The sequence below is a fragment of the Delftia deserti genome (genome assembly GCF_042653485.1).
GTDB lineage: Bacteria > Pseudomonadota > Gammaproteobacteria > Burkholderiales > Burkholderiaceae_C > Comamonas > Comamonas acidovorans.
On record NZ_JBHSIH010000001.1, the window covers coordinates 3,732,473 to 3,758,557 of the forward strand.

At 68.2% G+C, this 26,085-nt stretch carries 21 protein-coding genes; 12 read left to right on the forward strand and 9 right to left on the reverse strand.

Annotated elements, in window-relative coordinates; genetic code table 11:
* Window positions 1-16 precede the first annotated feature (16 nt).
* The 4 genes from ACFPFG_RS17975 to ACFPFG_RS17990 form a co-directional block, all read right to left on the reverse strand.
* Window positions 17-949 (reverse strand): DMT family transporter, encoded by a 933-nt coding sequence (locus tag ACFPFG_RS17975; protein WP_380107670.1) that lies wholly within the window; start codon window positions 947-949, stop codon window positions 17-19.
* Between the two features lie 92 nt (window positions 950-1,041).
* Complete coding sequence (locus tag ACFPFG_RS17980) at window positions 1,042-1,566, reverse strand: GNAT family N-acetyltransferase (protein WP_183018778.1); 525 nt, start codon at window positions 1,564-1,566, stop codon at window positions 1,042-1,044.
* Between the two features lie 94 nt (window positions 1,567-1,660).
* Window positions 1,661-2,662 (reverse strand): HD-GYP domain-containing protein, encoded by a 1,002-nt coding sequence (locus tag ACFPFG_RS17985; protein WP_012207812.1) that lies wholly within the window; start codon window positions 2,660-2,662, stop codon window positions 1,661-1,663.
* Window positions 2,659-6,429, reverse strand: a complete 3,771-nt coding sequence (locus tag ACFPFG_RS17990; protein WP_197954143.1) for a PAS domain S-box protein — start codon at window positions 6,427-6,429, stop codon at window positions 2,659-2,661. Before ACFPFG_RS17990 ends, ACFPFG_RS17985 begins: the two co-directional genes overlap by 4 nt.
* Before the next feature lie 150 nt (window positions 6,430-6,579).
* Between ACFPFG_RS17990 and ACFPFG_RS17995 the strand changes: the two genes are divergently transcribed.
* Window positions 6,580-6,840: a DUF2061 domain-containing protein gene (locus tag ACFPFG_RS17995; protein WP_183018776.1), complete on the forward strand. Its 261-nt coding sequence runs from the start codon at window positions 6,580-6,582 to the stop codon at window positions 6,838-6,840.
* A 421-nt stretch (window positions 6,841-7,261) separates the two neighbouring features.
* Here the strand turns inward: ACFPFG_RS17995 and ACFPFG_RS18000 are convergent, their stop codons facing one another.
* The gene (locus ACFPFG_RS18000) at window positions 7,262-8,230 is read right to left on the reverse strand and encodes a LysR family transcriptional regulator (RefSeq protein ID WP_380107673.1); all 969 of its coding nucleotides are present in this window, start codon (window positions 8,228-8,230) and stop codon (window positions 7,262-7,264) included.
* 245 nt (window positions 8,231-8,475) lie between these two features.
* Between ACFPFG_RS18000 and aptA the strand changes: the two genes are divergently transcribed.
* Window positions 8,476-9,834: an omega-aminotransferase AptA gene (aptA, locus tag ACFPFG_RS18005; protein ID WP_374617849.1), complete on the forward strand. Its 1,359-nt coding sequence runs from the start codon at window positions 8,476-8,478 to the stop codon at window positions 9,832-9,834.
* A 79-nt stretch (window positions 9,835-9,913) separates the two neighbouring features.
* On the opposite strand, the gene ACFPFG_RS18010 is transcribed toward aptA, so the two are convergent.
* Together ACFPFG_RS18010 and ACFPFG_RS18015 are read right to left on the reverse strand one after the other, a co-directional pair.
* Entirely contained in the window at window positions 9,914-10,930 is a 1,017-nt protein-coding gene (locus tag ACFPFG_RS18010; RefSeq protein ID WP_183018773.1) for a Bug family tripartite tricarboxylate transporter substrate binding protein, read from the reverse strand.
* A 113-nt stretch (window positions 10,931-11,043) separates the two neighbouring features.
* A complete protein-coding gene (locus ACFPFG_RS18015) occupies window positions 11,044-12,096 on the reverse strand; it encodes a FadR/GntR family transcriptional regulator (RefSeq protein WP_183018772.1) in 1,053 nt (350 codons plus the stop codon).
* Between the two features lie 244 nt (window positions 12,097-12,340).
* On the opposite strand from ACFPFG_RS18015, the gene ACFPFG_RS18020 reads away from it, so the two are divergent.
* From ACFPFG_RS18020 to ACFPFG_RS18065, 10 genes are all read left to right on the forward strand, one after another.
* Window positions 12,341-13,546, forward strand: a complete 1,206-nt coding sequence (locus ACFPFG_RS18020) for an ABC transporter substrate-binding protein (protein WP_198819870.1) — start codon at window positions 12,341-12,343, stop codon at window positions 13,544-13,546.
* Window positions 13,547-13,755: 209 nt separating this feature from the next.
* Window positions 13,756-14,616 carry a branched-chain amino acid ABC transporter permease gene (locus ACFPFG_RS18025; RefSeq protein WP_012207821.1) on the forward strand — a complete coding sequence of 287 codons (861 nt, stop codon included), beginning with the start codon at window positions 13,756-13,758 and terminating at the stop codon, window positions 14,614-14,616.
* A gap of 5 nt (window positions 14,617-14,621) precedes the next feature.
* On the forward strand, window positions 14,622-15,614 hold the full coding sequence (locus ACFPFG_RS18030; RefSeq protein ID WP_197954148.1) for a branched-chain amino acid ABC transporter permease: 993 nt from the start codon (window positions 14,622-14,624) through the stop codon (window positions 15,612-15,614).
* Entirely contained in the window at window positions 15,611-16,390 is a 780-nt protein-coding gene (locus tag ACFPFG_RS18035; RefSeq protein WP_012207823.1) for an ABC transporter ATP-binding protein, read from the forward strand. Before ACFPFG_RS18030 ends, ACFPFG_RS18035 begins: the two co-directional genes overlap by 4 nt.
* On the forward strand, window positions 16,387-17,097 hold the full coding sequence (locus ACFPFG_RS18040) for an ABC transporter ATP-binding protein (RefSeq protein ID WP_013804788.1): 711 nt from the start codon (window positions 16,387-16,389) through the stop codon (window positions 17,095-17,097). Before ACFPFG_RS18035 ends, ACFPFG_RS18040 begins: the two co-directional genes overlap by 4 nt.
* A gap of 32 nt (window positions 17,098-17,129) precedes the next feature.
* Complete coding sequence (locus ACFPFG_RS18045) at window positions 17,130-18,425, forward strand: Zn-dependent hydrolase (RefSeq protein WP_380107677.1); 1,296 nt, start codon at window positions 17,130-17,132, stop codon at window positions 18,423-18,425.
* On the forward strand, window positions 18,422-19,888 hold the full coding sequence (locus tag ACFPFG_RS18050) for a M81 family metallopeptidase (protein ID WP_183018767.1): 1,467 nt from the start codon (window positions 18,422-18,424) through the stop codon (window positions 19,886-19,888). Before ACFPFG_RS18045 ends, ACFPFG_RS18050 begins: the two co-directional genes overlap by 4 nt.
* A 208-nt stretch (window positions 19,889-20,096) precedes the next feature.
* On the forward strand, window positions 20,097-22,406 hold the full coding sequence (locus ACFPFG_RS18055; protein ID WP_183018766.1) for an NADP-dependent malic enzyme: 2,310 nt from the start codon (window positions 20,097-20,099) through the stop codon (window positions 22,404-22,406).
* 309 nt (window positions 22,407-22,715) lie between these two features.
* Window positions 22,716-23,135: a guanyl-specific ribonuclease gene (locus ACFPFG_RS18060; protein WP_183018765.1), complete on the forward strand. Its 420-nt coding sequence runs from the start codon at window positions 22,716-22,718 to the stop codon at window positions 23,133-23,135.
* A gap of 149 nt (window positions 23,136-23,284) precedes the next feature.
* Complete coding sequence (locus ACFPFG_RS18065; RefSeq protein WP_013804792.1) at window positions 23,285-23,710, forward strand: barstar family protein; 426 nt, start codon at window positions 23,285-23,287, stop codon at window positions 23,708-23,710.
* Window positions 23,711-23,779: 69 nt separating this feature from the next.
* Here ACFPFG_RS18065 and rsmA read toward each other — a convergent pair whose 3' ends face one another.
* Complete coding sequence (rsmA, locus tag ACFPFG_RS18070) at window positions 23,780-24,547, reverse strand: 16S rRNA (adenine(1518)-N(6)/adenine(1519)-N(6))-dimethyltransferase RsmA (protein ID WP_312373260.1); 768 nt, start codon at window positions 24,545-24,547, stop codon at window positions 23,780-23,782.
* A 76-nt stretch (window positions 24,548-24,623) separates the two neighbouring features.
* Window positions 24,624-26,051, reverse strand: a complete 1,428-nt coding sequence (locus ACFPFG_RS18075; protein ID WP_374617845.1) for a peptidylprolyl isomerase — start codon at window positions 26,049-26,051, stop codon at window positions 24,624-24,626.
* Window positions 26,052-26,085: the final 34 nt, after the last annotated feature.

The window sequence follows — 26,085 nt, forward strand, 5'->3', positions numbered from 1 at the left end:
CCGGCCAAAACCCCCATCAGCGGACCCCGCTGCCCTGCTCCCTGGGCATGGCCAGCGGCGGCGCGGGCCTGAGCACCAGCCACAGCGCCAGCGCGATCAGCCCGCCGCCACCCGCATGCGCCAGCGTGGCGGGCTCACCCAGCAGCAGCCAGCCCCAGGCCACGCCGAACAGCGGAATCAGGAAGGTGACTGTCAGCGCCTTCAGCGGCCCCACATCGGCGATCAGGCGGAAATACAACACATAGGCCAGGGCCGTGCACAACAGGCCCAGCACCAGCATGGCAAGCCAGACCTTCAGGGGTACGGCTACCCAGGCCATGGGCGCCTGTGGCTCCTGCCACAACTGCCAGAGCAGGAAGGGCAGCAGCACCAGCACCGCGCCGCACTGGCTGCCCAGCGCAACGATGCGGCTGTCCAGCCCGCCGCCAGCGGTGATCCAGCGCCGCGTCAGAAAACCCGCGGCTGCATAGCAGGCCGTGGCCACCAGGCAGGCCGCGATGCCCAGCAGCACCTCGGCCGTCAGCGCCACCGGGCCGGCCTGGGCCAGGACGGCCACGCCGGCCAGGCCTACGCAGACACCCGCCACCCGCGCCGCCGTGATGCGCTCGCCAAAGGCCAGGGCGCCCAGGAGCACGCCCATCAGAGGCGTGGTGGCGTTGAGGATGGCGCTGTAGCCGGCCGGCAGGCTGCGCGCGGCCAGCGCATACATGAGAAAGGGAACGCCCGAATTCACCACGCCCAGCGCCATGGATGGCATCAGCAGGCCCTGGAAGCGCGGGCGCAGCCGCAGCACGGCCAGCAGCAGTGCCAGCCCTGCCGCGCCCAGCAGCACCCGCACGAAGGCCGTGGGCAGGGCACCCAGCGCGGGCACGACCACGCGCAGCAGCACGAAGCTGCCGCCCCACAGGGCGGCAAGGGCGAGAAGACGCAACAGGCTGGAAAGGGGCATGGCGGCGCGCTCGGGTGTGGGGGTGGCAAGGATTGTCCAGGCGGCGCGCCGGCCGGACAAACGTTTTTTCCGCGCCTGCCGCGCCGGCAAACCTAGAGCACCCTGATCATGTACAGGGCCCCTTCGCCGTAGCTGTCCAGCCGCTGCTGCTGCTGCGGGCTTGCCAGCGCCTGCACGGCATAGCCATGGCGCTCCCAGTAGCCGCGCGAGCCCTGCACCGAGACCAGGGCCGTGTGGCGCAGGCCCTCGGCGCGCGCCCGCTCCCACAGCGGCGCCAGCAGCGCGCGCGCCAGGCCCTGGCCTGCGGCCTCGGGGTGCACGGCCATGTCGTGCAGGTAGAGGGTGTCGGCCTGCTCCACGGCTTCGAAGTCACCGTGCAGCGGGGTGATCTTGGCCATCCGGCTGCGGTAGGCCGCGAGGTAGGCGCGCACCCGGCCGCCCTGTTCCAGCGCCAGCGAGCAGTTCGCCGTGCTGGCCAGGCGCCGCGCAAAGACCTCGCCGCTCTCGGCATAGTCGGCGCCATAGCAGGCCAGCTGGATGCCCAGCAGATCGGACAGGTCGGCAGCGGTCAGTGCGCGGACATGGAAGCGGTCAGCGAGGGGCGGGGGAGAAGACATGGAGAGGTCATTTGAGCGCCGATGGCAGGCCCGCCAGGGTAAGCGATGGCCCATGCCCCAGCACGCCCTGCCGGAATCGGGGCTGCCGGTGCAGTCAATCCTTCCAGCGCTCGCGTATGTCTTCCAGCTGCGGGCGCAGGCCGATGAACAGCGGCACAAGGCGCGGGTCGAAGTGGGCGCCGGCCTGCTGCTCTATGTGCTCCATGGCGTCGTCCACGGTCCAGGCGTGCTTGTAGGGGCGCTCCGTGGTGAGCGCGTCGAACACGTCGGCCACGGCCACGATGCGCGAGGCCAGCGGGATGTCCTCGCCCGCCAGGCCCTGCGGGTAGCCCGTGCCGTCCCACTTTTCATGGTGGGTCAGCGCGATGCTGTAGGCCATCTGCAGCACCTGGGAGTCGTGCTCGCCGATGATCTCGGCGCCGATCTGCGGATGGCGGCGCATGACCGTCCACTCCTCGGCCGTCAGCGGGCCGTTCTTGAGCAGGATGGCGTCGGGGATGCCGATCTTGCCCACGTCGTGCATGGGCGCGGCGTTGAGCAGGTCGTCCGCCCATTCGTCGGTGCAGCCGGCCGCCAGCGCCAACGTCTTTGCGTAGTGGCTCATGCGGATCACGTGCATGCCGGTTTCGTTGTCGCGGTACTCGGCCGCGCGGCCCAGGCGCTGCACGATCTGCAGCCGCGTGCTGCGCAGCTCGTCGAGCTTGACCAGCGACAGGTGGTTGCGCACCCGCGCGCGCACCACGGGCGCACGCACGGGCTTGACGATGTAGTCCACCGCGCCCGAGGCAAAGCCCAGCGCCTCGTCCTGCCCGTCCGACAGGGCCGTGATGAAGATCACCGGGATGCGGGCGGTGTCGGCCTGTGCCTTGAGCTGGCGGCACACGGCGTAGCCGTCCAGCTCGGGCATCATGATGTCCAGCAGGATCAGGTCCGGCTGGTGCTGTGCCAGCTGCAGTGCCTTGCGTCCGTCCGTGGCGAACGAGAGCCGGTAGTCCTCGCCCAGGATCTGGCGCAGCACATGCAGGTTGGTCGGGTCGTCATCGACCAGCAGCAGGCGCGGGCGCTTGTCCGTTGCCAGTAGATTGGGCGCATTCATGCTCTGTCTCCATCGATCGAGGGCAGTTGCTGCTGCAGCTGCTGGGCGCATTCCTGCGCACGCTCGAAGTCGAAATTATCCAGTGCCTGCTGCAGTGGTTGCAGCTGATCGGCCGTCAGCATGCGCACCAGGGCCTGCATGGCCTGCCCGTCCAGCTCCCCGCTTTGCAATGCGGCAACGATGCGCTCCAGCCAGGGCCGGGCATCGGCCGGCAGGCAGGACGCGCCGCCCTGTGGCCCGGCATCGGCCACGGGCGGCGCCGGTGCCATGCCGCCGGGCAGCGTCTGGCCCGCGACCTCGGCCACCGGCATGGCGGCCGGATGGCGCTGGCGCAGCTCCTGCGCCACCGCATCCAGAGCCTGCTGCAACTGGTCGATGAGGGCAAGCAGCTGCGGCTGCGCGGCGCCATCCTGCGCCTGGCCTTCCAGGCGCGATGCCAGGCGGTACACGGCCTGCAGCCCCAGGTTGCCTGCCGCGCCGCGCACGCGGTGCGCCAGGCCCACCAGGGCTTCGGCCCCCGGGCGCTGCAGGGCGCGGCGCAGGCGATCAGCCAGATCAAGCTGCTCGTTCAGAAAGCGCCGAATGGCGGCCACCAGCGGATCGACCCGGCCCCACAGCGCAATGCCCGAGGCCCAGTCCACCGTGACATCGGGCAGCCCCGCCTGGACGCTGGCCGGCGCGGGCGGCCTGGCCTCCTTGAGCGCCACCTGCAGCGACAGCAGCCGCGCAATCTCGGCCTGCAGCCGCGCCATGTCCAGCGGCTTGGAGGCAAAGCCGTCCATGCCGGCGGCAGTGGCATCGCTGCGGTCCTTCTCCAGCACGCTGGCCGACAGCGCGACGATGGGCACGGGCCGGCGCTGCAGCTGCCGCTCCCAGACACGGATGGCACGCGCCGCCGCCAGGCCGTCCATGCCCGGCATCTGCAGGTCCATCAGTACCACGTCGAAGGGCGGCTCCTGCGCCTGCACGCAGCGCAGCGCCTCGGCGCCGTCGTGGGCCAGCACCATCTGGTGGTTCTGGCTGGAGAAGTTGATCTGCAGCAGCTCCAGGTTCTCGGGCACATCGTCCACGGCCAGGATGTGCAGCGGCGGCAGGCCGCGGCTGACGGCGCCGCGCTCGGACAGCGGGCTCTCGCCCACCGGCAAGGGCAGGCGCACCTCGAACACCGTGCCCACGCCCACCGTGCTGTGCAGCTGGATGCTGCCGCCCATGAGCTCGGCCAGCTGGCGCGATATGGTCGTGCCCAGGCCCGTGCCGCCAAAGCGCCGCGTGGTCGAGGCATCGGCCTGGGCGAAGGGGTCGAAGATGCGGTGGATCTTCTCGGGTGCGATACCGATGCCCGTGTCATGCACATCGAGCTGCAGCACGCCCTGCTCGTAGCGCACGCGCAGCAGCACATGGCCGCGCTCGGTGAACTTCACGGCATTGCCCAGCAGGTTCACCAGGATCTGCTGCACGCGCATGCCGTCGCCGCGCAGGGCCGCCGGCGTGTGCGGGTCGTAGTCCAGGCGCAGGTCCAGGCCCTTGCGGTCGGCCGTGATGCGCAGCGACGCCAGGATTTGCTGGCACAGCTCGCGCACCGAAAAATCCTCGATCTCCAGCTCCACCGCGCCCTTGTCGAGCTTGGCCGTGTCCAGGATGTCGTTGAGCAGTCGCAGCATGGAGCGCGCCGCGTAGTGCACCGTGTCCAGGTAGCGCGCCTGCGTGGGCTGCAGGGCGGTCTCGCGCAGCGCCTCGGTGAAGCCGATGATGGCGTTCATGGGCGTGCGGATTTCGTGGCTCATGTTGGCCAGGAAGGTGCTGCGCGCGGCGGCGGCCGCCTCGGCATGCTCCTTGGCCAGCACCAGCTCCTGGGCCAGCTTGCGCTGGGCGCTGATGTCGGTGAGCAGCTTGACGATCTTGTAGGGCCGGCCGTCGGCGTCGCGTATGGGGTTGTAGGTGGCCTGCACCCAGATGCGCCGCCCCTCGCGCCCGCAGCGCAGGAACTCGCCGGCCTGGAACTCGCCCTCGGCCAGGCGGCGCCAGAACTGCACATGCTCGGGCGTGTGGGCATAGCCGGGCTCGCAGAACATGCCGTGGTGGCGGCCCGCGACCTCGTCGAGCCGGTAGCCGAACAGGTCCAGGAAATTGCGGTTGGCACGCAGCACATGGCCCAGCAGGTCGTACTCGATGGTGGCCAGCGACAGGTCGATGGCGCGCACCGTGCCCTCGAACTCGGCATTGCGCGCGCGCGCCGCCGTCTGGTCCATGATCACGCCGTCGATCCAGGTCAGCTCGTCGTGCTCGTTGAAGACGCCGCGCCCGGTCTCGGACACCCAGCGGGTGCTGCCGTCGCGGTGCAGCAGGCGGTAGTCGGCGTTGTAGGTCTGGCGCCGTGACAGCGAATGCGAGACCGCAGTCTCCAGCCGGTCGCGGTCCTCGGCATGGATGAGCCGGTCCCAGCCCGTGAGTCCGTCCGTGAAGTCCTGCTCCGTCCAGCCGGTCAGCTCCTTGATGGAGCGGCTGAGCAGCAGCGGCGTCCACTTGCCGTCGTACAGGCAGCGGAAGGTGGTGCCGGGCACGTTGTTGATCAGGGTGCGGTACTGCTCCTCGCTGCGGCGCAGCGACTGCAGCATCTGGCGGCGCTCGCGGATGTCGGTCACAAAGCCCACGAACAGCGGATCGCCCGCAATCGCCACCCGGCCCACGGCCAGGCGCACGGCGATCTGCGTGCCGTCCTTGTGCAGGGCGTGGACATCGCGGCTGGAGCCGAGCAGGCCTGCAAAGCCCGCGGCCAGCTGCTTTTCCAGCGAACCGCCCCCGCCATCGCAGCCCGACGCAGGCATGAGCAGGCTGGCGCTGCGGCCCAGCACCTCCTGCGCCGTCCAGCCCAGCAGCCGCTCGGCCGCGCCGTTGAACGAGACGATGCTGCCGCTCCCGTCGATCATCACGATGCCGTCCACGGCCGTATCCACCACGGCGCGCAGGCGCGACTCGCTGCGCTGGACCTGCCGGTAGATCTGGCGGTAGCGCAGCGTCATGTTGACCGCCAGCACCAGGCCGAAGATCAGCACCACCACGCCCACGATGGAGAACACCAGCAGCGCATGCGTGGGCGCCTCCTGCTGCGCCAGCGCATCGATCCCGGGCTTGAGGCGCAGTGCGTACAGGCCTGCATAGTGCATGCAGGAAATGGCCAGGCCCATGACCGTGCCGGCCACCAGGGTGGGCCACAGGCGGCCCGTGTTGCCCAGCCGAAAGCGCACCCACAGCGACAGCATGGCCATGGTGGCGGCCACGATCACCGACAGCAGCACGCCCCAGGGGTCGTAGAGCATCAGGCTCCAGGTCTGGGCCGCCGCCATGCCGATGTAGTGCATGGAGCCGATGCCCAGCCCCATGAGCACGCCGCCGCCGACCAGCGCCTGGACGGACAGCCGGGGCCGCACCATCAGCGCCAGCGCCAGCCAGGACGCCAGCATGCTGGGCAGCATGGACAGCGCGGTGATCCAGGGGTCGTAGTCGCCGAAGGTGCAGGGCACAAAGGCGAGCATGCCGATGAAGTGCATGGCCCAGATGCCCGCGCCCAGGCAGAAGGCGCCGGTCAGCACGCCGGTGCGGCGTATCCGGGGCGAGGCGGCATTGCGCGCCAGCCCCGCGATCTGCATGGCCATCATCGACGTGGCCACGGCCACCACCACCGACAGCGCCACCAGGCCCGGATGCAGCCACTGGAACCACTGCGGATGGGGTGCCCACCCGAGCACGAAGATCTCGTCCCAATTCATGGCGCGCCCCCTGAATGGCACAGGGCCACGGCACCTGCCTGCCCGCCATCGATAGTCTTCATGTCTTTGATAATCATTTTCGATTGGCCTTGGCTATTGATCACGCCTAGCATGGAGTCTCATCACGAGAAAAGCCCCGAGGAAAGCCCCATGACCCGCATCCGCCAGACCTTGCACCACCATCGCCACACGCTGATGAAAACCGCCAGCTACTACGTCATCCACGTCACCGTGGCGGCGGCCGTGGCCTATGCCGTGACCCGCAACCTCTGGGCCGCGCTGACGCTCAGCCTGCTGGAGCCCACCGTCCAGGCCGTGGCCTTCTTCTTCCATGAAAAGCTCTGGGAACGGGGCCTGCGCCGCCGTACCGATGCCGCCGCCGTGATGGCGCCGCCCACGGCTGCAGCCTGAACCTGCCGGGAGTACGGAGATGACCATGCCCATACCAACACCCATGCAGCCGCTTGGCGCAGACTCATTCGGGAAATGGCTGGCCGAGACCCTGGCCAGGATGGTCGATGGCGGCATGGGCTGAAGCCCGGCCCCGCCGTGGCGGCAAGAGAGGTGGATATGGCGGCGCATGGTGGCAAGAACCCGGGAAATGCGAAATCGTTGGTATCAAGGCGCTGCTCGTGCGACCCAGGGCCGACACGGAATCCATGCATGCATTTCGGCGCAATGGGGGCGGACTGAAGCCCTGGCCCCGGCCACAATGCCAAACATTGTCAAGCGCATACGCTGCAAAAACCTGGGTGCAAACTGTGCAAAAGCCTGTGCACATCCTGAGTTCAAACCTGTGGGTTTCCTCTTTTCAAGTCTGTGATGAACCCGTTCATCCATGGTGCACGGCCAGCAAGGCGTCAATGAATACCCGGGCCGCACGCCCAGGCGCCACGGCATTGCGCCAGACGGCGAAGAAATCGCACAGATAGAAAAAGCGTTGCGGTGCCACGGCCTGCAGCAGGCCCTGGTCCTGCATGGCCCGTGCATAGTGATCGGGCAGAAAGCCCAGGTAGCGGCCCGATCGCACCAGCATGGCAATGGCCTCCTGATCGAACCCCGTGGCCTGGCGCTGCAGGCCGGCCTGGTGGCTGAGCGCCATGTTGGGTGACTGGTAGCCCAGGCCTGCGAAGGCATGCGCACCCAGGCTGTCCCAGTCCAGCGCGCCATGGTCGGCGCCATGCAGCGGATGGCCGGGAGCGCAGTACAGCTGCATGCGCTCGCCAAACAGCCGGGCACTGTCCAGCGCGCCCGAACTGGGTGCCGATGGCAGCACGCCCACCTGCCAGCGCCCCTCCATCAGCCCGCGCTCGATGGCCTGGATGGAGGCCACATGCAGGCGCAGATGCAGCTGCGGCGCCTGGTCGTGCAAAACGCCGATCGCCTCGGGAATGCGCGACTGCGGGTTGCCCACGGTCTTGTCGAACAGCGCCACGTCCAGCGTGCCGGCCAGCCGGCCATGGATGTCGTCCACCTGGCCCAGGAAGCCTTCCACGCCACCGAGCAGTTGCAAGGTGGCCTCGTAGATGCGGTGGCCTTCGGGCGTGAGAGCGAAGCCCGCGCGCCCGCGCCGGCACAGCGTCAGGCCCAGGCGCTCCTCCAGGTCCTTCATATGGCGACTCAGCGTGGAGCTGCCGATGTTCAGCTCCAGCTCGGCAGCCGACATGCCGCCGCACTCGACCACGGCCTTGAACACGCGCAGCAGGCGCAGGTCCATGTCGCCCAGCTGGCCCAGCGCGGCCCGTGCGCGCCCGTCCCGAGCCGGGCGGCCCGGGGTGCTGTCCATCGAAAAATCCGCCATCGCCCTTCGCCTCCCGGTGCCCGCCGGAACTGGCCACCACTACTGGGGAGCCACTATAGGCGAGCACCATGGCGGCGCCGGCCATGGATTCCCACAATGCGCTCTCTCGGGGCCCGGATCGGCAAGCCCTTGCTCACTTGCAGGAATCCGCAAGTGAACCTCGATATCACGCACTTCGAGAAATCAAAAGGCACGATCACAATGGGCCGGTTCCTTTTTTTCTTTCCCGGCCCGAGGAGATCACCATGACCCTGGTTCCCACCGAACAAGGCGCTGCAGCCGCCACGCGCACCGATGCCGCCTGGCTTGACGCCCACTGGATGCCCTTCACCGGCAACCGCGAGTTCAAGGCGCGCCCGCGCATGATCACCGGCGCCCAGGGCGCCTACTACACCGATGCCGACGGCCGCAAGATCTTCGACGGCCTGTCGGGCCTGTGGTGCTCGGGCCTGGGCCATGGCCGCCGCGAGATCGCCGAAGCCATCGGCCGCGCGGCCCAGCAGCTGGACTATGCGCCGGCCTTCCAGTTCGGCCACCCGGCCTCGTTCGCGCTGGCCAACAAGATCAAGGAGCTGACGCCTGCAGGCCTGGACCATGTGTTCTTCACGGGCTCGGGCTCGGAGGCGGCCGACACGGCGCTGAAGATGGCACGCGCCTACTGGCGCGCCAAGGGCCAGGGCGGCAAGACCCGGCTGATCGGGCGCGAGAAGGGCTACCACGGCGTGAACTTCGGCGGCATCTCGGTCGGCGGCATGGTGGGCAATCGCAAGACCTTCGGCCAGGGCGTGGAGGCCGACCACCTGCCGCACACGCAGCCGGCGCTGGGGTCCTTCCACAAAGGCATGCCTGCCACCGATGGCCGCGCGCTGGCCGACAGGCTGCTGGACCTGATCGCCCTGCATGACGCCAGCAACATCGCAGCCGTCATCGTCGAGCCCTTCTCGGGCTCGGCCGGTGTGGTGATTCCGCCGGCCGGCTATTTGCAGCGCCTGCGCGAGATCTGCACGCAGAACAACATCCTGCTGATCTTCGACGAGGTCATCACGGGCTTCGGCCGCTGCGGCGCCATGACCGGGGCCGAGGCCTTCGGCGTCACGCCCGACATCATGAACATCGCCAAGCAGGTGACCAATGGCGCCCAGCCCCTGGGCGCCGTGGTGGCCAGCAAGGAGATCTACGACACCTTCATGGCAGCGGGCGGCCCCGAGTACATGCTGGAGTTCCCGCACGGCTATACCTACTCGGCCCACCCCATCGCCTGCGCGGCGGGCGTGGCCGCGCTGGACCTGCTGCAGCGCGAGGACGGCCCGGGCCGCGTGCGCGCGCTGGCCCCGTTCTTCGAGCAGGCCGTGCACAGCCTCAAGGGAGCAAAGCATGTGGCCGACATCCGCAACTTCGGCCTGGCTGCGGGCTTCACCATCGAGCCGCTGCCCGGCGAGCCGGCCCGCCGTCCCTACGAGATCGCCATGAAGTGCTGGGACAAGGGCTTTTACGTGCGCTACGGCGGCGACACCATCCAGATCGCGCCGCCCTTCATCAGCGAGAAGGCCGAGATCGAGCGGCTGGTCAGCGCCCTGGGCGATGCCCTGACGGAAACGCACTGAGCATCTCCGGCATATGAGAAAAGCCCCTGGGCCGTGAGGCCGCAGGGGCTTTTTACATGGCAACGGCAAGGCTGCGAAATCAGTCCAGCGTGATGCCCGCGTTCTTGATCACATCGCGCCACTTGTCCACTTCCACGCGCAGGAACTGGGCCGAGGCATCGGGCTTGAGGCCCGAGGGCAGCACGCCCATGGCGTCCAGCTTTTCCTTGACCTCGGGCGCGGGCAGGGCCTTGGCGATCTCGGCGTAGAGCCTGTCCACGATGGGCTTGGGCGTGCCTGCGGGCACGGCCGCGAGGAACCAGGCATCGGCCGTGAAGTCCTTGAGGCCGGCCTCGGACATGGTGGGCACGTCGGGCATGGACTGCAGACGCTCGTTGTGGGCCACGGCCAGGGCACGCACCTTGCCGGCCTTGAGCTGCGCGGCAATCGTCACGGCCGTGAGAAAGCCGAAGTCGGTCTCACCGGCTGCCAGCGACACCACGGAAGGCGCACTGCCCTTGTAGGGCACGTGGCCGATCTTGACCTTGGCCTGCATGGCATACAGCTCGGCGCCCAGGTGGTTGGGGCCGCCCGTGCCCGACGAGGGGTAGTTGAGCTTGCCGGGCTGGGCCTGGGCCGCCGCCGTCAACTCCTTGAGCGAGTGGAACGGGCTTTGCGCGCCCACGGTGAGCACCAGCGGGCTGCGTGCCACCAGGCTGATGGGCGCGAAGTCGCGCAGCGGGTCATAGGGCAGCTTGGTGTACAGGCCCTTGGCCATGGCCATGCAGCCCACATCGCCCAGCACCACGGTGTAGCCGTCGGCCGGCGCCTTGGCCACCAGGTCGCAGCCGATGGTGCCGTTGGCGCCGGGCTTGTTGTCCACCACCACCGTGGTGTGCATGCTCTCGCCCATCTTTTGCGCCAGCAGGCGGCCCAGGATGTCGGTGGAGCCGCCAGGCGCAAAGGGCACGACCAGGCGGATGGTCTTGGACGGATAGCTGCCTGCGCCCTGGGCCTGGGCGAGGGGCGCCGCCAGCGTGGCCGCCAGCGCCAGGCCGCCGGCCAGGGCGCGCCACAGGGCAGGGGTGCGGGAGGATGCGAAAGGGGTTTGTCTCATGCTGTTGTCTCGTGAGGGGGTGGAATGCGTGAAGGCCGAGCGCGCGGCAGCATACCAGCAGCGGGCGGCGCGAAACGCGTGGCGCGGGGCGGCAATGACCGGCGCGGGACAGTTCAGGAGGCCGCGCGCTTGCGTGCGGCGGCGGCACGCACGGAGGGTGGCTTGGGCAGCGCCTTCGGAGGTGCCTTCGGAGCCGCCTTTGCAGTGGGCTTTGCATTGGTCTTTGCGACGGCTTTTGCGGTGGTCTTTGCGGCCGGCCTTGCCGTTGTTTTTGGCGCCGTCTTTGCTGCCGTTCTGGGTGTCGTCCCTGCTGCCTTTTTTGGTGCAGTCCTCGGCACTGCCATCGCAGGCTTTTCCACCGGCTGCACGGCGCGTTGCGGACGCGGGCTGCGCAGGCTGTCGGCATCGAGGATGAGCCGCCCCTGGATGCGGCCCTTCATGCGCTTGACGCTGCTGGCCGCATCCCGCATGTGCTGCTGCATCAGCGCATGCACCTTCACGGCATCCCGTTCGCGCGCCGCCTGCACGATGTCGCGGTGGATCCGGGCATTGGCCTCGCCAAAGCGCCGGTGCTCGGACTGGGGCGTGCGGTTGGCGAAGACGATGAGCTGGCGAATCATCTCGTTGATGAGCTCGCAGGTGAAGCGCAGGAAGGGGTTGGGATTGGCTGCTGCAAGGATGTCGTGGAAGTTCACGTCCTCACGCCGCTGGCTCACCAGGTCCTCGCTGCTTTGCGTGGGGTCGCAGCAGGCGATGCTGTGCTCCAGCGCATCGAAATCCGCCTCGGTCAGATGGGGCACGGCGCCTGCCGCCAGCTCGGGCTCCAGCATCTGGCGCACCGTGTAGATGTCGTCGATGGTCACCTCCTGGAAGAACAGGTAGTTCTGCATGAACTGCAGCGTGCGGTCCAGCGGCACCTCGACGACCGTGCCACCGCCCGAAGGGCCGGTGGAGATGGTGATCAGCCCCTGCACTTCCAGCGATTTGAGGGCCTCGCGGATCGTGCCCTTGCTGACCTGGAACTGTGCCTGCAGCTCGCTTTCGCGCGGCAGGCGGTCGCCGGGGCTGAGGTTCTTTTCGGTGATCAGGCGCTTGATCTCCTGGGCCACGAGATCCGGGCGCTTGAGCTGCCGGATTGCCAGGGAGGGCGACTTGGGTGTATCCATTGCTGTGTTCTCCGGAAGGGCACCGGATCGTGTCCGCGCCCAGTCTGCATGCGGGTTTGGTGCAGTATGCACCGCCATGGCGCGTGGCCGTGCCCGCCTAGGGTTAGCACGCGCCCTATTTCTTCTATTTATCACTATAAATATGAATCAAGGAGCCTGCACGCACCCATTCCGACTGGCATGCAACTTGCTCTGAAAAGCGTACCCGGGCCGCCGCGCCTTCAGTCCCCACCACGGAGATCCCATGCAACGTCGTCACCTCCTGCAACTCTCGGCACTGGGCGCATTGCCCGCATCGCTGGGCCTGGGCCGCAGCGTCTGGGCGCAGTCCAAGGACAGCATCCAGTTCGCCTGCCCCGTGCCCATGTCGGGCGCCTTCGCGGCCAACGGAAAGTATGCGGACCTGGGCATGAAGCTGGCCATCGAGCAGTACGGCAAGGCGCTGGGCCGGCCGCTGGCCTATACCGTGCTGGACACCGAGGGCAAGCCCGCCACGGCCGTGCGCAAGCTGCAGGAGTCTTCGCAGCAGCAGGGCACGCGCTTTTTCGCAGGCGGCATCCTGTCGTCGGAGGCGCTGGCCATGGGCAAGGAGGCCGAGAAGGCCGGCGGCATCTTCATCACCACCGCAGGCGCCGACGAGATCACGGGCAAGGACTGCAACAGCGCCACCTTCCGCTGGTCGGCGCCCACCTTCGGCGCCATCGAGCAGACCGTGCGCCCGCTGGTCGAATCCCTGCCCAAGGCCAAGCGCTGGTACACCATCACGCCGCAGTACGTGTTCGGCGACGGCCTGCTGACGGCGGCCAAGAACATCTTCAAGGAAAAGGGCATCGAGCATGTGGGCAACAGCTACCACTCGCTGACCGAAAAGGAGTTCAGCGGCTACCTGACCAATGCCGTGGCCGCCAAGCCCGACGTGCTGCTGCTGCTGAACTTCGGCGCCCAGTCGTCGGACACGCTGCGCCAGGCCATCAGCTTCGGCATGAACAAGAACATGACCATCCTGATCGCCTGGGCCTCGGGGCTGGAGCAGTTCGAATCGCTGGGCGCCGACCTGTGCGACGGCGTGTACTTCGGCGCCCAGTACTGGCACACGGTGGACACGCCGCTCAACCGCGACCTGGTGCAGCGCTGCAACGACAAGTTCAAGGCCAATCCCAACTACAGCCTGGCCGGCCACTACATCTGCACCAAGCTGATGATCGACGCCATCATCAAGGCCGGCACGGCCGACCCCAAGGCCGTGGTCGCCGCGCTGGAAGGCATGAAGTACCAGGGCCTGACGGGCGAGGAAGAGGTGCGCAAGGCCGACCACCAGGTGCTCAAGAGCTACTACCTGCTCAAGGGCAAGGCCAAGTCCAAGATGAAGAACAAGGACGACTACGTGGATGTGGTGAGTTCGGGCAAGTCCTTCCTCCCCATCGATCAGACCGGCTGCAAGCTGGTTTAGGGCTCCCCCTGAGGCGCTGCGCGCCTTCCCCCGTGTGCACGGCGCCCTCTCTCGCTTCGCGGGAGGGGGACGACACCCTCGGTGCGGGGCGGCCCTTCCTCGGTGTCCCTCACTTAGGCCGCGCCAGTTTCATAGGTACAGCACCATGACTGGCGTGCTTCAGAGCCAACGGGCACTTCGCTTTCTTCGTCCATCGTTTCGGACCCTGTATGAGCATCTATCTGCTTCAGACCATCAACGGGATCGGCATAGGCATGCTGTATTTCCTGTTGGCCGTGGGCCTGTCCATCGTTTTCGGCCTGCTGCGTTTCGTGAATTTCGCGCATGGCGCCTTCTACCTGCTGGGCGCCTATTTCTGCTACCAGATGACGCGCTGGGGCATGAGCTTCTGGCTGTCCCTGGTCGTGGTGCCGCTGGCCGTGGGCGCGCTGGGCTGGCTGGTGGAAAAGCTCATGCTGCGCCATGTGTATGCCAAGGCGCATGAGTTCCACATCATCGTCACCGTGGGCCTGGCCCTGGTGGTGCAGGAGCTGGTGATCGTGCAATGGGGCCCGCTGGGCGACAGCGTGGCCGTGCCCGATCTGCTGCAGGGCGTGGTGATGTGGGGCAGCTTCGTCTATCCCAAGTACCGGCTGTTCGTGATCGGCTTCACGGCCGTGCTGGCCGTGCTGCTGTGGTGGCTGCTGGAGGGCACGCGGCTGGGCAGCGCGGTGCGCGCAGGCAGCGAATCGACCGAGATGGTGTCCCTGCTGGGCGTGAACGTGCTGCGCATCTTCAGCCTGGTGTTCGCGCTGGGCGCGGCCACGGCGGCGCTGGCCGGCGTGCTGGCCGCGCCCATACGCGGCGCCGAGCCCTTCATGGGCGTGGAGGCGCTGGGCGTGGCCTTCGTGATCGTGGTAGTGGGCGGTCTGGGCAGCTTCGGCGGCGCCCTGGTCGGCGGCCTGCTGATCGGCATCGTGCAAAGCGTGATGAGCACGCTGTGGCCCGAGGGCGCGCGCCTGATGATCTACGTGGCCATGGCCGCCGTGCTGCTGTTGCGACCCCATGGCCTGCTGGGCCGCAAAGGATGAAGACCATGACCAGGCATTCCCATCTCCTTCTCGCGCTGGCCATCGTGGTCGCCATGCCGCTGTGCATGCAGTCGGGCTCGCTGGCCAGCGAGGTGCTGATCTTCGGCCTCGCGGCCATGGGCTGCAATCTGCTGCTGGGCTACACGGGGCTGCTGTCCTTCGGGCAGGGCATCTTCTTCGGCCTGGGCAGCTACACCATCGCCCTGCTGCTGACGCGCTGGCCCCTGCCCATGCCGCTGGCCCTGCTGGCCGCCACGGCCATGGGCGCCGTGGGCGCGGCCATCGTCGGCTGGGTGGCCATACGCCAGCGCGGCACCTACTTCGTGATGCTCACCCTGGCGTTTGCGCAGATGTTCTATTTTCTGGCCTACTCGGCCACGGGCATCACCGGCGGCGACAACGGCCTGCTCGATGTGCCCCGCCCCGCCCTCGCGGTGGCCGGCCAGACGCTGTGGCCGCTGGCCACGCCCTGGCAGTACTACGGCTTTGTGGCCGTGCTCTTTCTGGTGGTGTTCTGGCTGCTGCGCCGCGTCTGCGACTCCATGTTCGGCCGCACCCTGCTGGCCGTGCGTGACAACGAGGAACGCGCCGCCGCCGTGGGCTACGACCTGAGGCTGCTCAAGCTGCAGGCCTTCGTGATCTCGGGCGCCGTGACGGGCCTGGCCGGCGCGCTGCACGCCATGATGACGGGCATCGCCCCGCTGTCCAACGCCGAGTACCACACCAGCGAAATGATCCTGGTGATGACCGTGATCGGCGGCACGGGCAACCTGCTGGCCTCGGTGCTGGGCGCGGCCTTCTATGTGCTGCTGGGCGACTGGCTGTCCACCCTGTGGCCGCGCTGGCTGCTGCTGCTGGGCGTGGTGCTGATGATCGTGAGCCTGGGCCTGCAGCGCGGCCTGTGGGGCCTGGGCGAGAGCCTGTGGGCCCTGGTGCGCCGCAAAGGGCCGGCAGATGCCGAGGCGGCCGCTGCAGGAACCAAAGGAGGCCAGGCATGAGCGCCGCAGCATCTCCCATCCTGCTCGAAGCCGTGGGCGTCGAGAAACGCTACGACAAGTTCGTCGCCCTGGGCGGCGTGGACCTCAAGGTCCGCGCCCACACCGTGCACTCGGTGATCGGCCCCAACGGCGCGGGCAAGACCACGCTGTTCCACATGCTCACGGGCACCAAGAGCGTGAGCGGCGGGCGCATCGTGTTCGACGGCCACGACGTGACGCGCGAGCCCGACCACCGACGCGTGCGCCGTGGCATGGCACGGTCCTTCCAGGTCACCAGCCTGTTCCTGACCCTGCCCGTGCGCGAGAACCTGCGCCTGGCCGCCCAGGGCGTGGCGCCCGCCAGGGCGCTGGACTGCTGGAACGCGCCCGTGGGTGCTCGCGCCCTGGCCGATACCGTGGCCAGCGTGCTCTCGCGCCTGGGCCTGGAGCGCCACGCGGACACGCCGGCCGGCAACCTCTCGCATGGCCAGCAGCGGCGGCTGGAGGTGGGCATGGCCCTGGCCGCGCGGCCCAAGGCCATCTTCCTGGACGAGCCGACCTCGGGCATGGGCATCGACGATCTGGACGAGATGAAGCGCCTGATCCAGGGCCTCAGGGACGAGCACACCGTGGTCCTCATCGAGCACAACATGAACATCGTCATGGACATCTCCGACACCATCACCGTCATGCAGCAAGGCCGCGTGCTGGCCGAAGGACTGCCCCACGAAATCCGCGCCGACGAGCGCGTGCGCAGCGCCTACCTGGGCAACATGATCACGGGAGGAAAGGCATGAGCGGTCCCCTGCTTTCGGTCGAGGGCATACACGCCCACTACGGCAAGAGCCATGTGCTGCAGGGCGTGTCGCTGCAGGTGCAGGACGGCGAACTGGTCACGCTGCTGGGCCGCAACGGCGCGGGCAAGACCACCACGCTCAAGTCCATCGCGGGGGTGATGCAGCCCTCGCAGGGGCAGATCCGCTTCGGCGGTGAACCCGTGCACCGGCTGGCCACGCACCAGGTGGCCCAGCGCGGCATCTGCCTGGTGCCAGAGCACCGCGGCATCTTCAAGCTGCTCACGGTGGAGGAGAACCTGCTGCTGGGCCAGCGCAAACGCTCGCCCTGGCAACTGGCCGACATCTACCGCATCTTCCCGCGCCTCAAGGAGCGGCGCGGCAACGGCGGCGGCCAGCTGTCGGGTGGCGAGCAGCAGATGCTGGCCATAGGCCGCGCCCTGATGAACGCGCCGCGGCTGCTCATGCTGGACGAGCCCGTCGAGGGCCTGGCGCCCGTGATCGTGGAGGAGATCGTGGCCCAGCTCAAGACCATCAAGGCCGCGGGCGTGGCGATCTTGCTGGTGGAGCAGAACCTGGAGGTCTGCACCCAGCTGGCCGACCGCCACTACATCATCGAACAGGGTGCGATTGCGCACGAGGCAGGCAATGCCGCTTTCCTGGCCGATGACGCCATCAAGGACCGGTATCTCGGTGTAGGGATCGCCTGATCCACCGCCTTTCGCATTCCCAGGAGTCATTCATGGATCTCAGTACCCCTCTTGCAGCCACCGCCGTTGCGGCCGGGCTGCGCACCGACGGCGCCCGCCTGTGGCAATCGCTGATGGACCTGGCGCGCATAGGCGCCACGCCCAAGGGCGGCGTGTGCCGCCTGGCGCTGACGGACCTGGACCGCCAGGGGCGCGATCTCTTCGTGCAGTGGGCGCGCGAGGCCGGCTGCAGCATCCGCGTCGATGCCATCGGCAACATCTTCGCGCGCCGCGCAGGCCTGGACGATGCGCTGCCGCCCGTGATGACGGGCAGCCACATCGACACCCAGCCCACGGGCGGCAAGTTCGACGGCAACTACGGCGTGCTGGCCGGGCTGGAGGTGCTGCGCACGCTCAACGATGGCGGCGTGCGCACGCGCGCCCCGGTGGAGGTGGCCGTGTGGACCAACGAGGAAGGCTCGCGCTTCGTGCCCGTGATGATGGGCTCGGGCGTGTTCGTCAATGCCTTCACGCTGGAGCATGCGCTGGCCCAGCGCGATGCCCAGGGCGTGAGCGTGGACGAGGCGCTGCGCGCCATCGGCTATGCCGGGCCGGCCGGCCCGGCGCCTGCGGTGGGCGCGTATTTCGAAGCCCATATCGAGCAAGGCCCGGTGCTGGAAAACCATGAGCGCGTGATCGGCGTGGTCAGCGCCGCGCTGGGCCAGCGCTGGTACGACGTCAGCGTGCAGGGCATGGAGGCCCATGCCGGCCCCACGCCCATGGAGCTGCGCCGCGACGCCCTGCTGGCCGCCAGCGACCTCGTGGCCGAGGTCAACCGCATTGCCATGGAACGCCTTCCGCACGCACGCGGCACCGTGGGGTCGCTGCAGGTGTTTCCCAACTCGCGCAACGTGATCCCGGGCAGCGTCACGCTCAGCGTGGACCTGCGCGCGCCGGACGACGGCCAGTTGCTGGACATGGACGCCGCAATGCGCGCGGCCTGCGAGCGCATTGCGGCCACGCGCGGCGTGTCCATCGACGTGGAGCAGGTGGTCTACTTCCCGCCCCAGCCGTTCACGCCGCATCTGGTGGAGGCCGTACGCGCCAATGCGGCCGACCTGGGCTACAGCGCCATGGACGTGGTCAGCGGCGCGGGCCACGATGCCGTCTACCTGGCGCGCGTGGCGCCTGCGGCCATGATCTTCGTGCCCTGTGCCGACGGCATCAGCCACAACGAGATCGAGGATGCCGAGCCCGCCCACCTGGAGGCCGGCTGCAACGTGCTGCTGCGCGCCATGCTGGCGGCGGCGGGCGTGGTGCAGCCAGCGGACAGCGGGGTGCCGGCATGAAGATCCTGATCGCCCGGCTCAACCACGAGACCAATACCTTCTCGCCCGTGCCCACGCCCATGGCGGCGTTTGCGCCCACCTATGGCGAGGCGGCCCATGCCGCCAACAAGGGGATGCGCACGGCCATGGCCGCCTTCATCGACCTGGCCGAGGCGACGGGCGCCACCCTGGTCACGCCCGTGTCGGCCACGGCCAACCCCAGCGGCCCCGTGCATGCGGCCGCCTATGACGAACTCACGCGCCGCATCGTGGCGGCCGCACCGGGCTGCGATGCCATCTTGCTGGACCTGCACGGCGCCATGGTGGCCGAGAACAGCGCCGACGGCGAAGGCGACCTGCTCGAACGCGTGCGCGCCGCCGCACCCGGCGTGCCCATCGGCGTGGCGCTGGACCTGCACGGCAACATCACCGAAAAAATGGTGGGCAATGCCGACGTGATGGTCGGCTTCAAGACCTATCCGCACATCGACATGTACGAGACCGGCGAACACGCGGGCCGCCTGCTGCTGGACATGCTGGCCGGCCGCGCGCGCTACGCCGTGTGCTGGCACCGCCTGCCGCTGATGAGCCACACGCTGCGCAGCACCACGCTGGACGGCCCCATGCTGGACGCCGTGAACGCAGCGCGCGCCCTGGAAGCGGAAGGCCTGCCGGCGGTCTCGGTGTTCGGCGGCTTCTCGCTGGCCGACATCGCCGCGCCCTGCGTGAGCGTGGTCGCCACCTGCAGGACCGACGAGCGCGCGGCCACCCAGGCGAGCGTGGACGCGCTGGCCGCCCGGATCTGGCAGCGGCGGGCCGACTACGTCTACCGCAGCGAGCCGCTGGCCGATTCGCTGCGCCGCGCCCAGGCCCTGGCCGAAGGCGCCGACCGCCCCGTGCTGCTGCTCGACCATGGGGACAACTGCATGTCGGGCGGCACCTGCGACACCATGGATGTGCTGCAGACCGCGCTGGAGCTGGGCCTGTCAGGCATTGCCGTGGGCCCGCTGTGCGACCCCGAAGCGGTTGCCTCGCTCACGGCGGCGGGCGAAGGCGCCGAGGTGGAGATCGCGCTGGGCAACAAGGTATCGCTGGAGCGCATCGGCCTGCACAAGCAGCCGCTGCGGCTGCGCGGCACGGTGCGCGCCGTCAGCGACGGCGCCTACACGGTCAGCGGCCCCATCTACACGGGCCAGCGCTGCCAGATGGGCCGCACGGTCTGCCTGGACACGGGCGCAGCGCAGATCGTGATCACCGAGCAGACGCACGAGCCCTGGGACCTGGGCGTGTTCCACTGCGTGGGCATGGACCCGACGCGCTTTCGCTTCGTGCTGCTCAAGTCGCGCATGTACTGCCGACCCGTCTTCGTGCCGCTGTCCGCCGGCCTGGTCGAGTGCGACAGCCCCGGCGTGACCACCTCGGACTATTCGCGCTTTCCGTTCGCCCGGGTCAGCCGCCCGGTGTTTCCGCTGGACGCCATCTGACGGACGCCATGTGATTGCCCGGCTTTGCAGCGGCGCGCAAGCAAAGACCGCCGCCGCTGCGGGGCATTGGGCAACCAGGCATCACAACAGTTTCACAGCAGGGCCCGACTATTGCCTGTCGGCCTACAATCGGTTCCCCCCTACCTCGGCCGACGGCACGCGGGCTGTACCGCGCGTGCGTTGGCCATGCCTTCGCTGGAGACGCTTGATGTCCGACAACACGGCCCCGACCCCTTCCGATAAACGTGCCCAGCTGCGCCGTGCCGCACTCGAATACCACGAGTTTCCCAAGCCCGGCAAGCTGACCATCGTGCCGACCAAGCCCATGGCCAACCAGCATGACCTGGCCCTGGCCTACTCGCCCGGCGTGGCAGCGCCCTGCGAAGAGATCGTCAAGGACCCGGCCGCCGCCTTCAAGTACACGGCGCGCGGCAACCTGGTGGCCGTGATCTCCAACGGCACGGCCGTGCTGGGCCTGGGTGACATCGGCGCGCTGGCCTCCAAGCCGGTGATGGAAGGCAAGGCCGTCCTGTTCAAGAAGTTCGCGGGCGTGGACGTCTTCGACATCGAGATCAACGAGAAGGACCCGCAAAAGCTGGTCGATGTGATCGCCGCGCTGGAGCCCACCTTCGGCGCCATCAACCTGGAAGACATCAAGGCACCCGAGTGCTTCTTCGTGGAGCGCGAACTGCGCCGCCGCCTGAAGATCCCCGTCTTCCACGATGACCAGCACGGCACGGCCATCACCGTGGCAGCGGCCATGGTCAACGCGCTCAAGGTCGCGGGCAAGAAGATCGAGGAGGTCCGTCTCGTGGCCTCGGGCGCAGGCGCTGCCGCCCTGGCCTGCCTGAACCTGCTGCTCAAGGTCGGCCTGCGCCGCGAGAACGTGTTCGTCACCGACCTGGCCGGCGTGGTCTACGAGGGCCGTACCGAGCTGATGGACGAGGACAAGGCCCAGTTCGCGCGCGCCACCGAGCTGCGCACGCTGGGCCAGGTCATCGAAGGCGCCGACGTCTTCCTGGGCCTGTCCGCTGGCGGCGTGCTCAAGCAGGAAATGGTGGTCAAGATGGCCGCGCGCCCGGTGATCTTCGCACTGGCCAACCCCAACCCCGAAATCGTTCCCGAAGACGTCAAGGCCGTGCGCAGCGACGCCATCATCGCCACGGGCCGCTCGGACTACCCCAACCAGGTCAACAACGTCCTGTGCTTCCCGTACATCTTCCGTGGTGCGCTGGACTGCGGCGCGACCACCATCACCACCGAGATGGAAATCGCCACCGTCCACGCCATCGCCGAGCTGGCCCAGGCCGAGCAGAGCGAGGAAGTGGCGGCCGCCTACGTGGGCGAGCAACTGACTTTCGGCCCTGAGTACCTGATCCCCAAGCCCTTCGATCCGCGCCTGATGATGAAGATCGCATCGGCCGTGGCCCAGGCCGCCGCCGAGTGCGGCGTGGCCCAGCGCCCGATCCAGGACATGGATGCCTACCGCGCCCACCTGCAGACCTTCGTCTACGCCTCGGGCACCATGATGAAGCCGCTGTTCGCCGCGGCCAAGAAGGCCGCCAAGAAGCGCGTGGCCTACGCCGAGGGCGAGGAAGAGCGCATCCTGCGCGCCACGCAGATCGTGGTGGACGAGCGCATTGCGCGCCCCACGCTGATCGGCCGCCCGGCCATCATTGCCCAGCGCATCGAGAAGTTCGGCCTGCGCCTGAAGGAAGGCGTGGACTACGACGTGGTCAACGTCGAGCACGACGAGCGCTACCGCGACTTCTGGCAGACCTACCACCGCATGACCGAGCGCAAGGGCATCACCGTGCCCATCGCCAGGATCGAGATGCGCCGCCGCCTGACCCTGATCGGCTCCATGCTGCTGCACAAGGGCGAAGTCGATGGCCTGATCACCGGCACCTGGGGCCAGACATCGCACCACCTGCAGTACGTGGACCAGGTGATCGGCCGCCGCGCCGGCGTGCAGACCTATGCCTGCATGAACGGCCTGCTGCTGCCCGATCGTCAGGTCTTCCTGGTGGACACCCACGTCAACTACGACCCCACGGCCGAGCAGCTGGCCGAGATCACCATCATGGCCGCCGAGGAAATGATGCGCTTCGGCGTCAAGCCCAAGGCCGCCCTGCTGTCGCACTCCAACTACGGCTCCAGCAACCAGCCCAGCGCCGTCAAGATGCGCCAGACCCTGGAGCTGCTGCGTGAGCAGGCCCCGTGGCTGGAGGTGGACGGCGAGATGCACGGCGACGTGGCCCTGGACGGCAAGGCCCGCGCCCAGCTCATGCCCAACAGCACGCTGCTGGGCAACGCCAACCTGCTGGTCATGCCCAACATCGACGCGGCCAACATCAGCTACAACCTGCTCAAGCAGGCCGCTGGCGGCGGCATCGCCATCGGCCCCGTGCTGCTGGGCGCCGCCCGTCCCGTGCACATCCTCACGCCGAGCACGACGGTGCGCCGCATCGTCAACATGACGGCGCTGACGGTGGCGGACGCTAACGCTAATCGGTAAGCACCCCCTGAGCGGCTTCGCCGCTTCCCCCTCTCTCGCTTCGCGGGAGGGGGACGACACCCTCGCTGCGGGGCGGCCCTTGCTCGGTGTCCCTCGTTTTGGCCGCGCGCGTTTTTGAGGCAACGGGCGGCATTTGCATTGAATAGAAGGCAACTCAGGCGCAGAGTTGCCTGCTCACTGTTCAATCCCCAGACATTTCCTTGGTCAAGCTGCCTGTTTTTTGGGCAGAACTTGCATTTTGAGGGGTGTTCCGTCACACTAGCGGGTCGAGATTTCAGGGCTTCCCTGGATTTCTGAAAGGTGTAGTTGATGCTGAAGGCAGCCGCCGCCAAGGCGTACCAGTCCGGTCTAGCGCTCATCGTCGGGGCCGCCTTTGTGCTGTCGCCCTCGCTCGCTGATGCGCGCCGCTCGGCGCCCGAGAGCGTGGAAGCGACGGCGGCCGTGGCCACCGTCGCCCTGTCCGAGTTGCCGCGCGAAGGCCGTTCCACGTATACGCTGATCCTGCGCGGCGGGCCTTTTGCCCACGACAAGGACGGCACGGTGTTCGGCAACCGCGAGCGCATCCTGCCGCGCCAGTCGCGCGGCTATTACCGTGAGTACACGGTGCGCACGCCCGGTTCGCGTGATCGTGGAGCCCGCCGCATCGTCTGCGGCGGAGAGCCCCAGCGGCCCGATGCCTGCTACTACACCAGCGACCACTACAGCAGCTTTCGCAAGATCATCGAATGACCTCGACCCAGTCTCTACAGCCAGTTCGACCCTCCGTGTCCGACGCAGTGCGCTGGCAGGGGTCTGCATTTCATCCACAGCCAAGGGACGCCGAAGGCCATGAGCCCGTCCCCGCAGGCCACATCCACGTTAGAGAAAGAGCCACGGAGATGGATGCACCACTTCGTAAGATCCCGGACACCCCTTTGCGGAACGTGCGCGCCAACATCGTGCAGTCGATCCGCGCCTACAGGGTGGAGGATCTGCAACAGGCGGCCGAGACGCTGGGGTGCCATTTTCTGTATGCCAACCTGGCCCATGCGCAGACCAAGGCCGACATCCTGGAGCTGCTGGCCACGCAGTTCTTCTTTCCCGCGCATTTCGGCAAGAACTTCGACGCGCTCTACGACTGCCTGACCGACCCCATCCACAAGGCCGGCCCGCAGCCGGGCTTTGTGCTCGTGCTCGACCAGATCCCGACCACGCCCAAGTTCGACAAGGAAGTGCGCGAGCAGCTGCTGGACAGCTTCCGCGACGCGGCCGAATACTGGGCCGAGCGCAAGATTCCGTTCCGCTGCTTCTACTCGTTCCTGTAAGGGCAGGACATTGATTGCACAGCGCCCCATGGGCGCTTGCAGGCGCTGCAGGCCGCTGGGCCCCTGTGCCTAGGCGCGCGTGAACCGGGCGGCGAGTGCCTCGTATTCGGACACCGGCACCTCCTCGGCGCGGCGCTGCAGGTCGAATTCCCCGTCAAAGCCCTTGGCTTCCAGCCAGCGCCCCAGCGTGTTGCGCAGGATCTTGCGCCGCTGGCTGAAGGCCACCTGCACCATCTCCTCCAGCAGCCTGGCATCCAGGGCCGCCGGCGCCTCGCGCGGGACCATGCGCACGACGGCGCTGTCCACCTTGGGCGGCGGATTGAAGCTCTCGGGCGGCACGTACAGCACGCTCTCCATCGCATAGCGCCACTGCAGCATGACCGTCAGCCGCCCATAGGCGGCCGTGGCCGGAGAGGCCACCATGCGATCTATGACTTCCTTTTGCAGCATGAAATGCTGGTCCTCGACCACGTCCACCTGTTCGAGCAGGTGAAAGAGGATGGGGCTGGAGATGTTGTAGGGCAGGTTGCCCGCAATGCGCAGCTTGGGCACGCCCAGGCGCGCGGCAATGGCACGGAAGTCCACCTTGAGCACGTCGGACTCGACCACGTCGAGTTGCTCGTGCAGGCGCAGGCGAACGGCCAGGTCGCGGTCCAGCTCGATCACGGTGAGCCGGCCCAGGCGTTCGACCAGGGGCTGGGTCAGGGCCATCAGGCCCGGCCCGATCTCGACCATGGGCTGGCCCGGCCGGGGGTCGATGGCGCGCACGATGCCGTCGATGATGCCGTCATCGGTCAGGAAGTTCTGGCCGAAGCGTTTGCGAGGAATGTGTTTCATAGAAAAAGCAAGGCGGTGCGCCATGGCACCGCCTTCCATTGTGGACTGCCGCAGCCGCAGCTGCTCGGGGGGTGTCTTATTGCGGAGGCTCGCGGTACTCGACGTAGGCGCGGCCACGCAGCTCCTGAAGCCAGGTCTGGTAGTCGGTTTCGAGCTTGCGCTCGCGCACCACGTTGCGCACCATGTCGCGCTGCTCGCGCGGCGTCAGCGCAGCCTGGCGGCGCTCGATGAGCTGGATCAGGTGCACACCGAAGCGCGAGACCAGCGGGTCGCTGACCTGGCCGGGCTGCAGCGCATCGAGCACCTGCTCGAACTCGGGCACGAACTGGCCGGGCGAGGCCCAGCCCAGGTCGCCGCCGTTGCGCGCGCTGCCGTCCTGCGAGAACTCGCGGGCCAGCGATTCGAAGCTGGCCTGGCCGCTGTCCACGCGGCGCTTGTAGTCGGCCAGGCGCTTGGCGGCATCGGCCTCGGTCATCTGGTCGCCAATGCGCAGCAGGATGTGGCGCGCATGGTTTTGCGTGACCACGGACGGCATGCCGGCCTGCGACTTCTCCAGCACCTTGAGCACGTGAAAGCCCGCGCCCGAGCGGAAGGGACCGATGATGCCGCCCTGCGGCGTCTGGCCCACGGCCTTGGTGAACAGCTCGGGATAGCGGTCCAGGGGGCGCATGCCCATGGCGCCGCCACCCTGGCCGTCGGGCACATCGGAGAACTCCTTGACCACGGCCAGGAAGTCGCCTTGCGTGCGGGCGGCCTCGGCGGCCTGCTTGGCGCGGGCCTCGCGCTCGGCCACTTCGGCAGGGCTGGCGTTCTCGGGCACGGAAATCAGGATGTGGCCCAGGTTCACGGCGGCCGGTGCCTTGTCGGCACCGCCGCTGCGCTGCTCAGCCAGGTAGCGGTCGATGTCGGCTTCGGTGACGCGCACGCGGCCGTCCACGTCGCGCTCGCGCAGTCGTTGCAGCGTGATCTGGCGGCGCAGCTCTTCGCGGAACTGCTTTTCGTTCACGCCTTCGGCCCGCAGGCGGGACTGCAGGCCGGCCTTGTCCAGGCCGTTTTGCCGTGCCACATTGGTCAGCGCCTGGTCCACGGCGTAGTCATCCACGCGCAGGCCCGTGTCCTTGGCTTCCTGCAGCTGGGCCTTTTCGACGATCAGGCGCTCCAGCACCTCGCGGGCCAGCAGCGCCTCGGGCGGCATCTGGCCGCCCTGCTCGGCGATGTTCTGCGCCACGCGCGCCATGCGGGCACGCACCTCGTTGTTGGTCACCGGCTCGGAGTTGACCACGGCAACGATGTAGTCGGCCGAACGCACGCCGGCCTTGGCGCCGCGATCGCGCGACGAGGGCAGGTTGGTGGCGTCCAGCGCACGCGAGACGGAGGCATCGCCGGCCTGGGGCGCCCTGGACTGGCCCGGAACACGCAGGCCTTGCGCCTGGGCTGTGGTGGCCAGCAAGGCCAGCGCCACAGCGGCAGCTGCGCAGCAATGGGTCTGGGAAAGAAAACGCATGGGAGAGATGCCTTGCAAAAAGCGTGTTTGGAGC

Coding starts and splice junctions, on each gene's coding strand:
- ACFPFG_RS17975 (WP_380107670.1), bottom strand. CDS start 949: ATGCCCCTTTCCAGCCTGTTGCGTCTTCTCGCCCTTGCCGCCCTGTGG.
- ACFPFG_RS17980 (WP_183018778.1), bottom strand. CDS start 1,566: ATGTCTTCTCCCCCGCCCCTCGCTGACCGCTTCCATGTCCGCGCACTG.
- ACFPFG_RS17985 (WP_012207812.1), bottom strand. CDS start 2,662: ATGAATGCGCCCAATCTACTGGCAACGGACAAGCGCCCGCGCCTGCTG.
- ACFPFG_RS17990 (WP_197954143.1), bottom strand. CDS start 6,429: ATGAATTGGGACGAGATCTTCGTGCTCGGGTGGGCACCCCATCCGCAG.
- ACFPFG_RS17995 (WP_183018776.1), top strand. CDS start 6,580: ATGACCCGCATCCGCCAGACCTTGCACCACCATCGCCACACGCTGATG.
- ACFPFG_RS18000 (WP_380107673.1), bottom strand. CDS start 8,230: ATGGCGGATTTTTCGATGGACAGCACCCCGGGCCGCCCGGCTCGGGAC.
- aptA (WP_374617849.1), top strand. CDS start 8,476: ATGACCCTGGTTCCCACCGAACAAGGCGCTGCAGCCGCCACGCGCACC.
- ACFPFG_RS18010 (WP_183018773.1), bottom strand. CDS start 10,930: ATGAGACAAACCCCTTTCGCATCCTCCCGCACCCCTGCCCTGTGGCGC.
- ACFPFG_RS18015 (WP_183018772.1), bottom strand. CDS start 12,096: ATGGATACACCCAAGTCGCCCTCCCTGGCAATCCGGCAGCTCAAGCGC.
- ACFPFG_RS18020 (WP_198819870.1), top strand. CDS start 12,341: ATGCAACGTCGTCACCTCCTGCAACTCTCGGCACTGGGCGCATTGCCC.
- ACFPFG_RS18025 (WP_012207821.1), top strand. CDS start 13,756: ATGAGCATCTATCTGCTTCAGACCATCAACGGGATCGGCATAGGCATG.
- ACFPFG_RS18030 (WP_197954148.1), top strand. CDS start 14,622: ATGACCAGGCATTCCCATCTCCTTCTCGCGCTGGCCATCGTGGTCGCC.
- ACFPFG_RS18035 (WP_012207823.1), top strand. CDS start 15,611: ATGAGCGCCGCAGCATCTCCCATCCTGCTCGAAGCCGTGGGCGTCGAG.
- ACFPFG_RS18040 (WP_013804788.1), top strand. CDS start 16,387: ATGAGCGGTCCCCTGCTTTCGGTCGAGGGCATACACGCCCACTACGGC.
- ACFPFG_RS18045 (WP_380107677.1), top strand. CDS start 17,130: ATGGATCTCAGTACCCCTCTTGCAGCCACCGCCGTTGCGGCCGGGCTG.
- ACFPFG_RS18050 (WP_183018767.1), top strand. CDS start 18,422: ATGAAGATCCTGATCGCCCGGCTCAACCACGAGACCAATACCTTCTCG.
- ACFPFG_RS18055 (WP_183018766.1), top strand. CDS start 20,097: ATGTCCGACAACACGGCCCCGACCCCTTCCGATAAACGTGCCCAGCTG.
- ACFPFG_RS18060 (WP_183018765.1), top strand. CDS start 22,716: ATGCTGAAGGCAGCCGCCGCCAAGGCGTACCAGTCCGGTCTAGCGCTC.
- ACFPFG_RS18065 (WP_013804792.1), top strand. CDS start 23,285: ATGGATGCACCACTTCGTAAGATCCCGGACACCCCTTTGCGGAACGTG.
- rsmA (WP_312373260.1), bottom strand. CDS start 24,547: ATGAAACACATTCCTCGCAAACGCTTCGGCCAGAACTTCCTGACCGAT.
- ACFPFG_RS18075 (WP_374617845.1), bottom strand. CDS start 26,051: ATGCGTTTTCTTTCCCAGACCCATTGCTGCGCAGCTGCCGCTGTGGCG.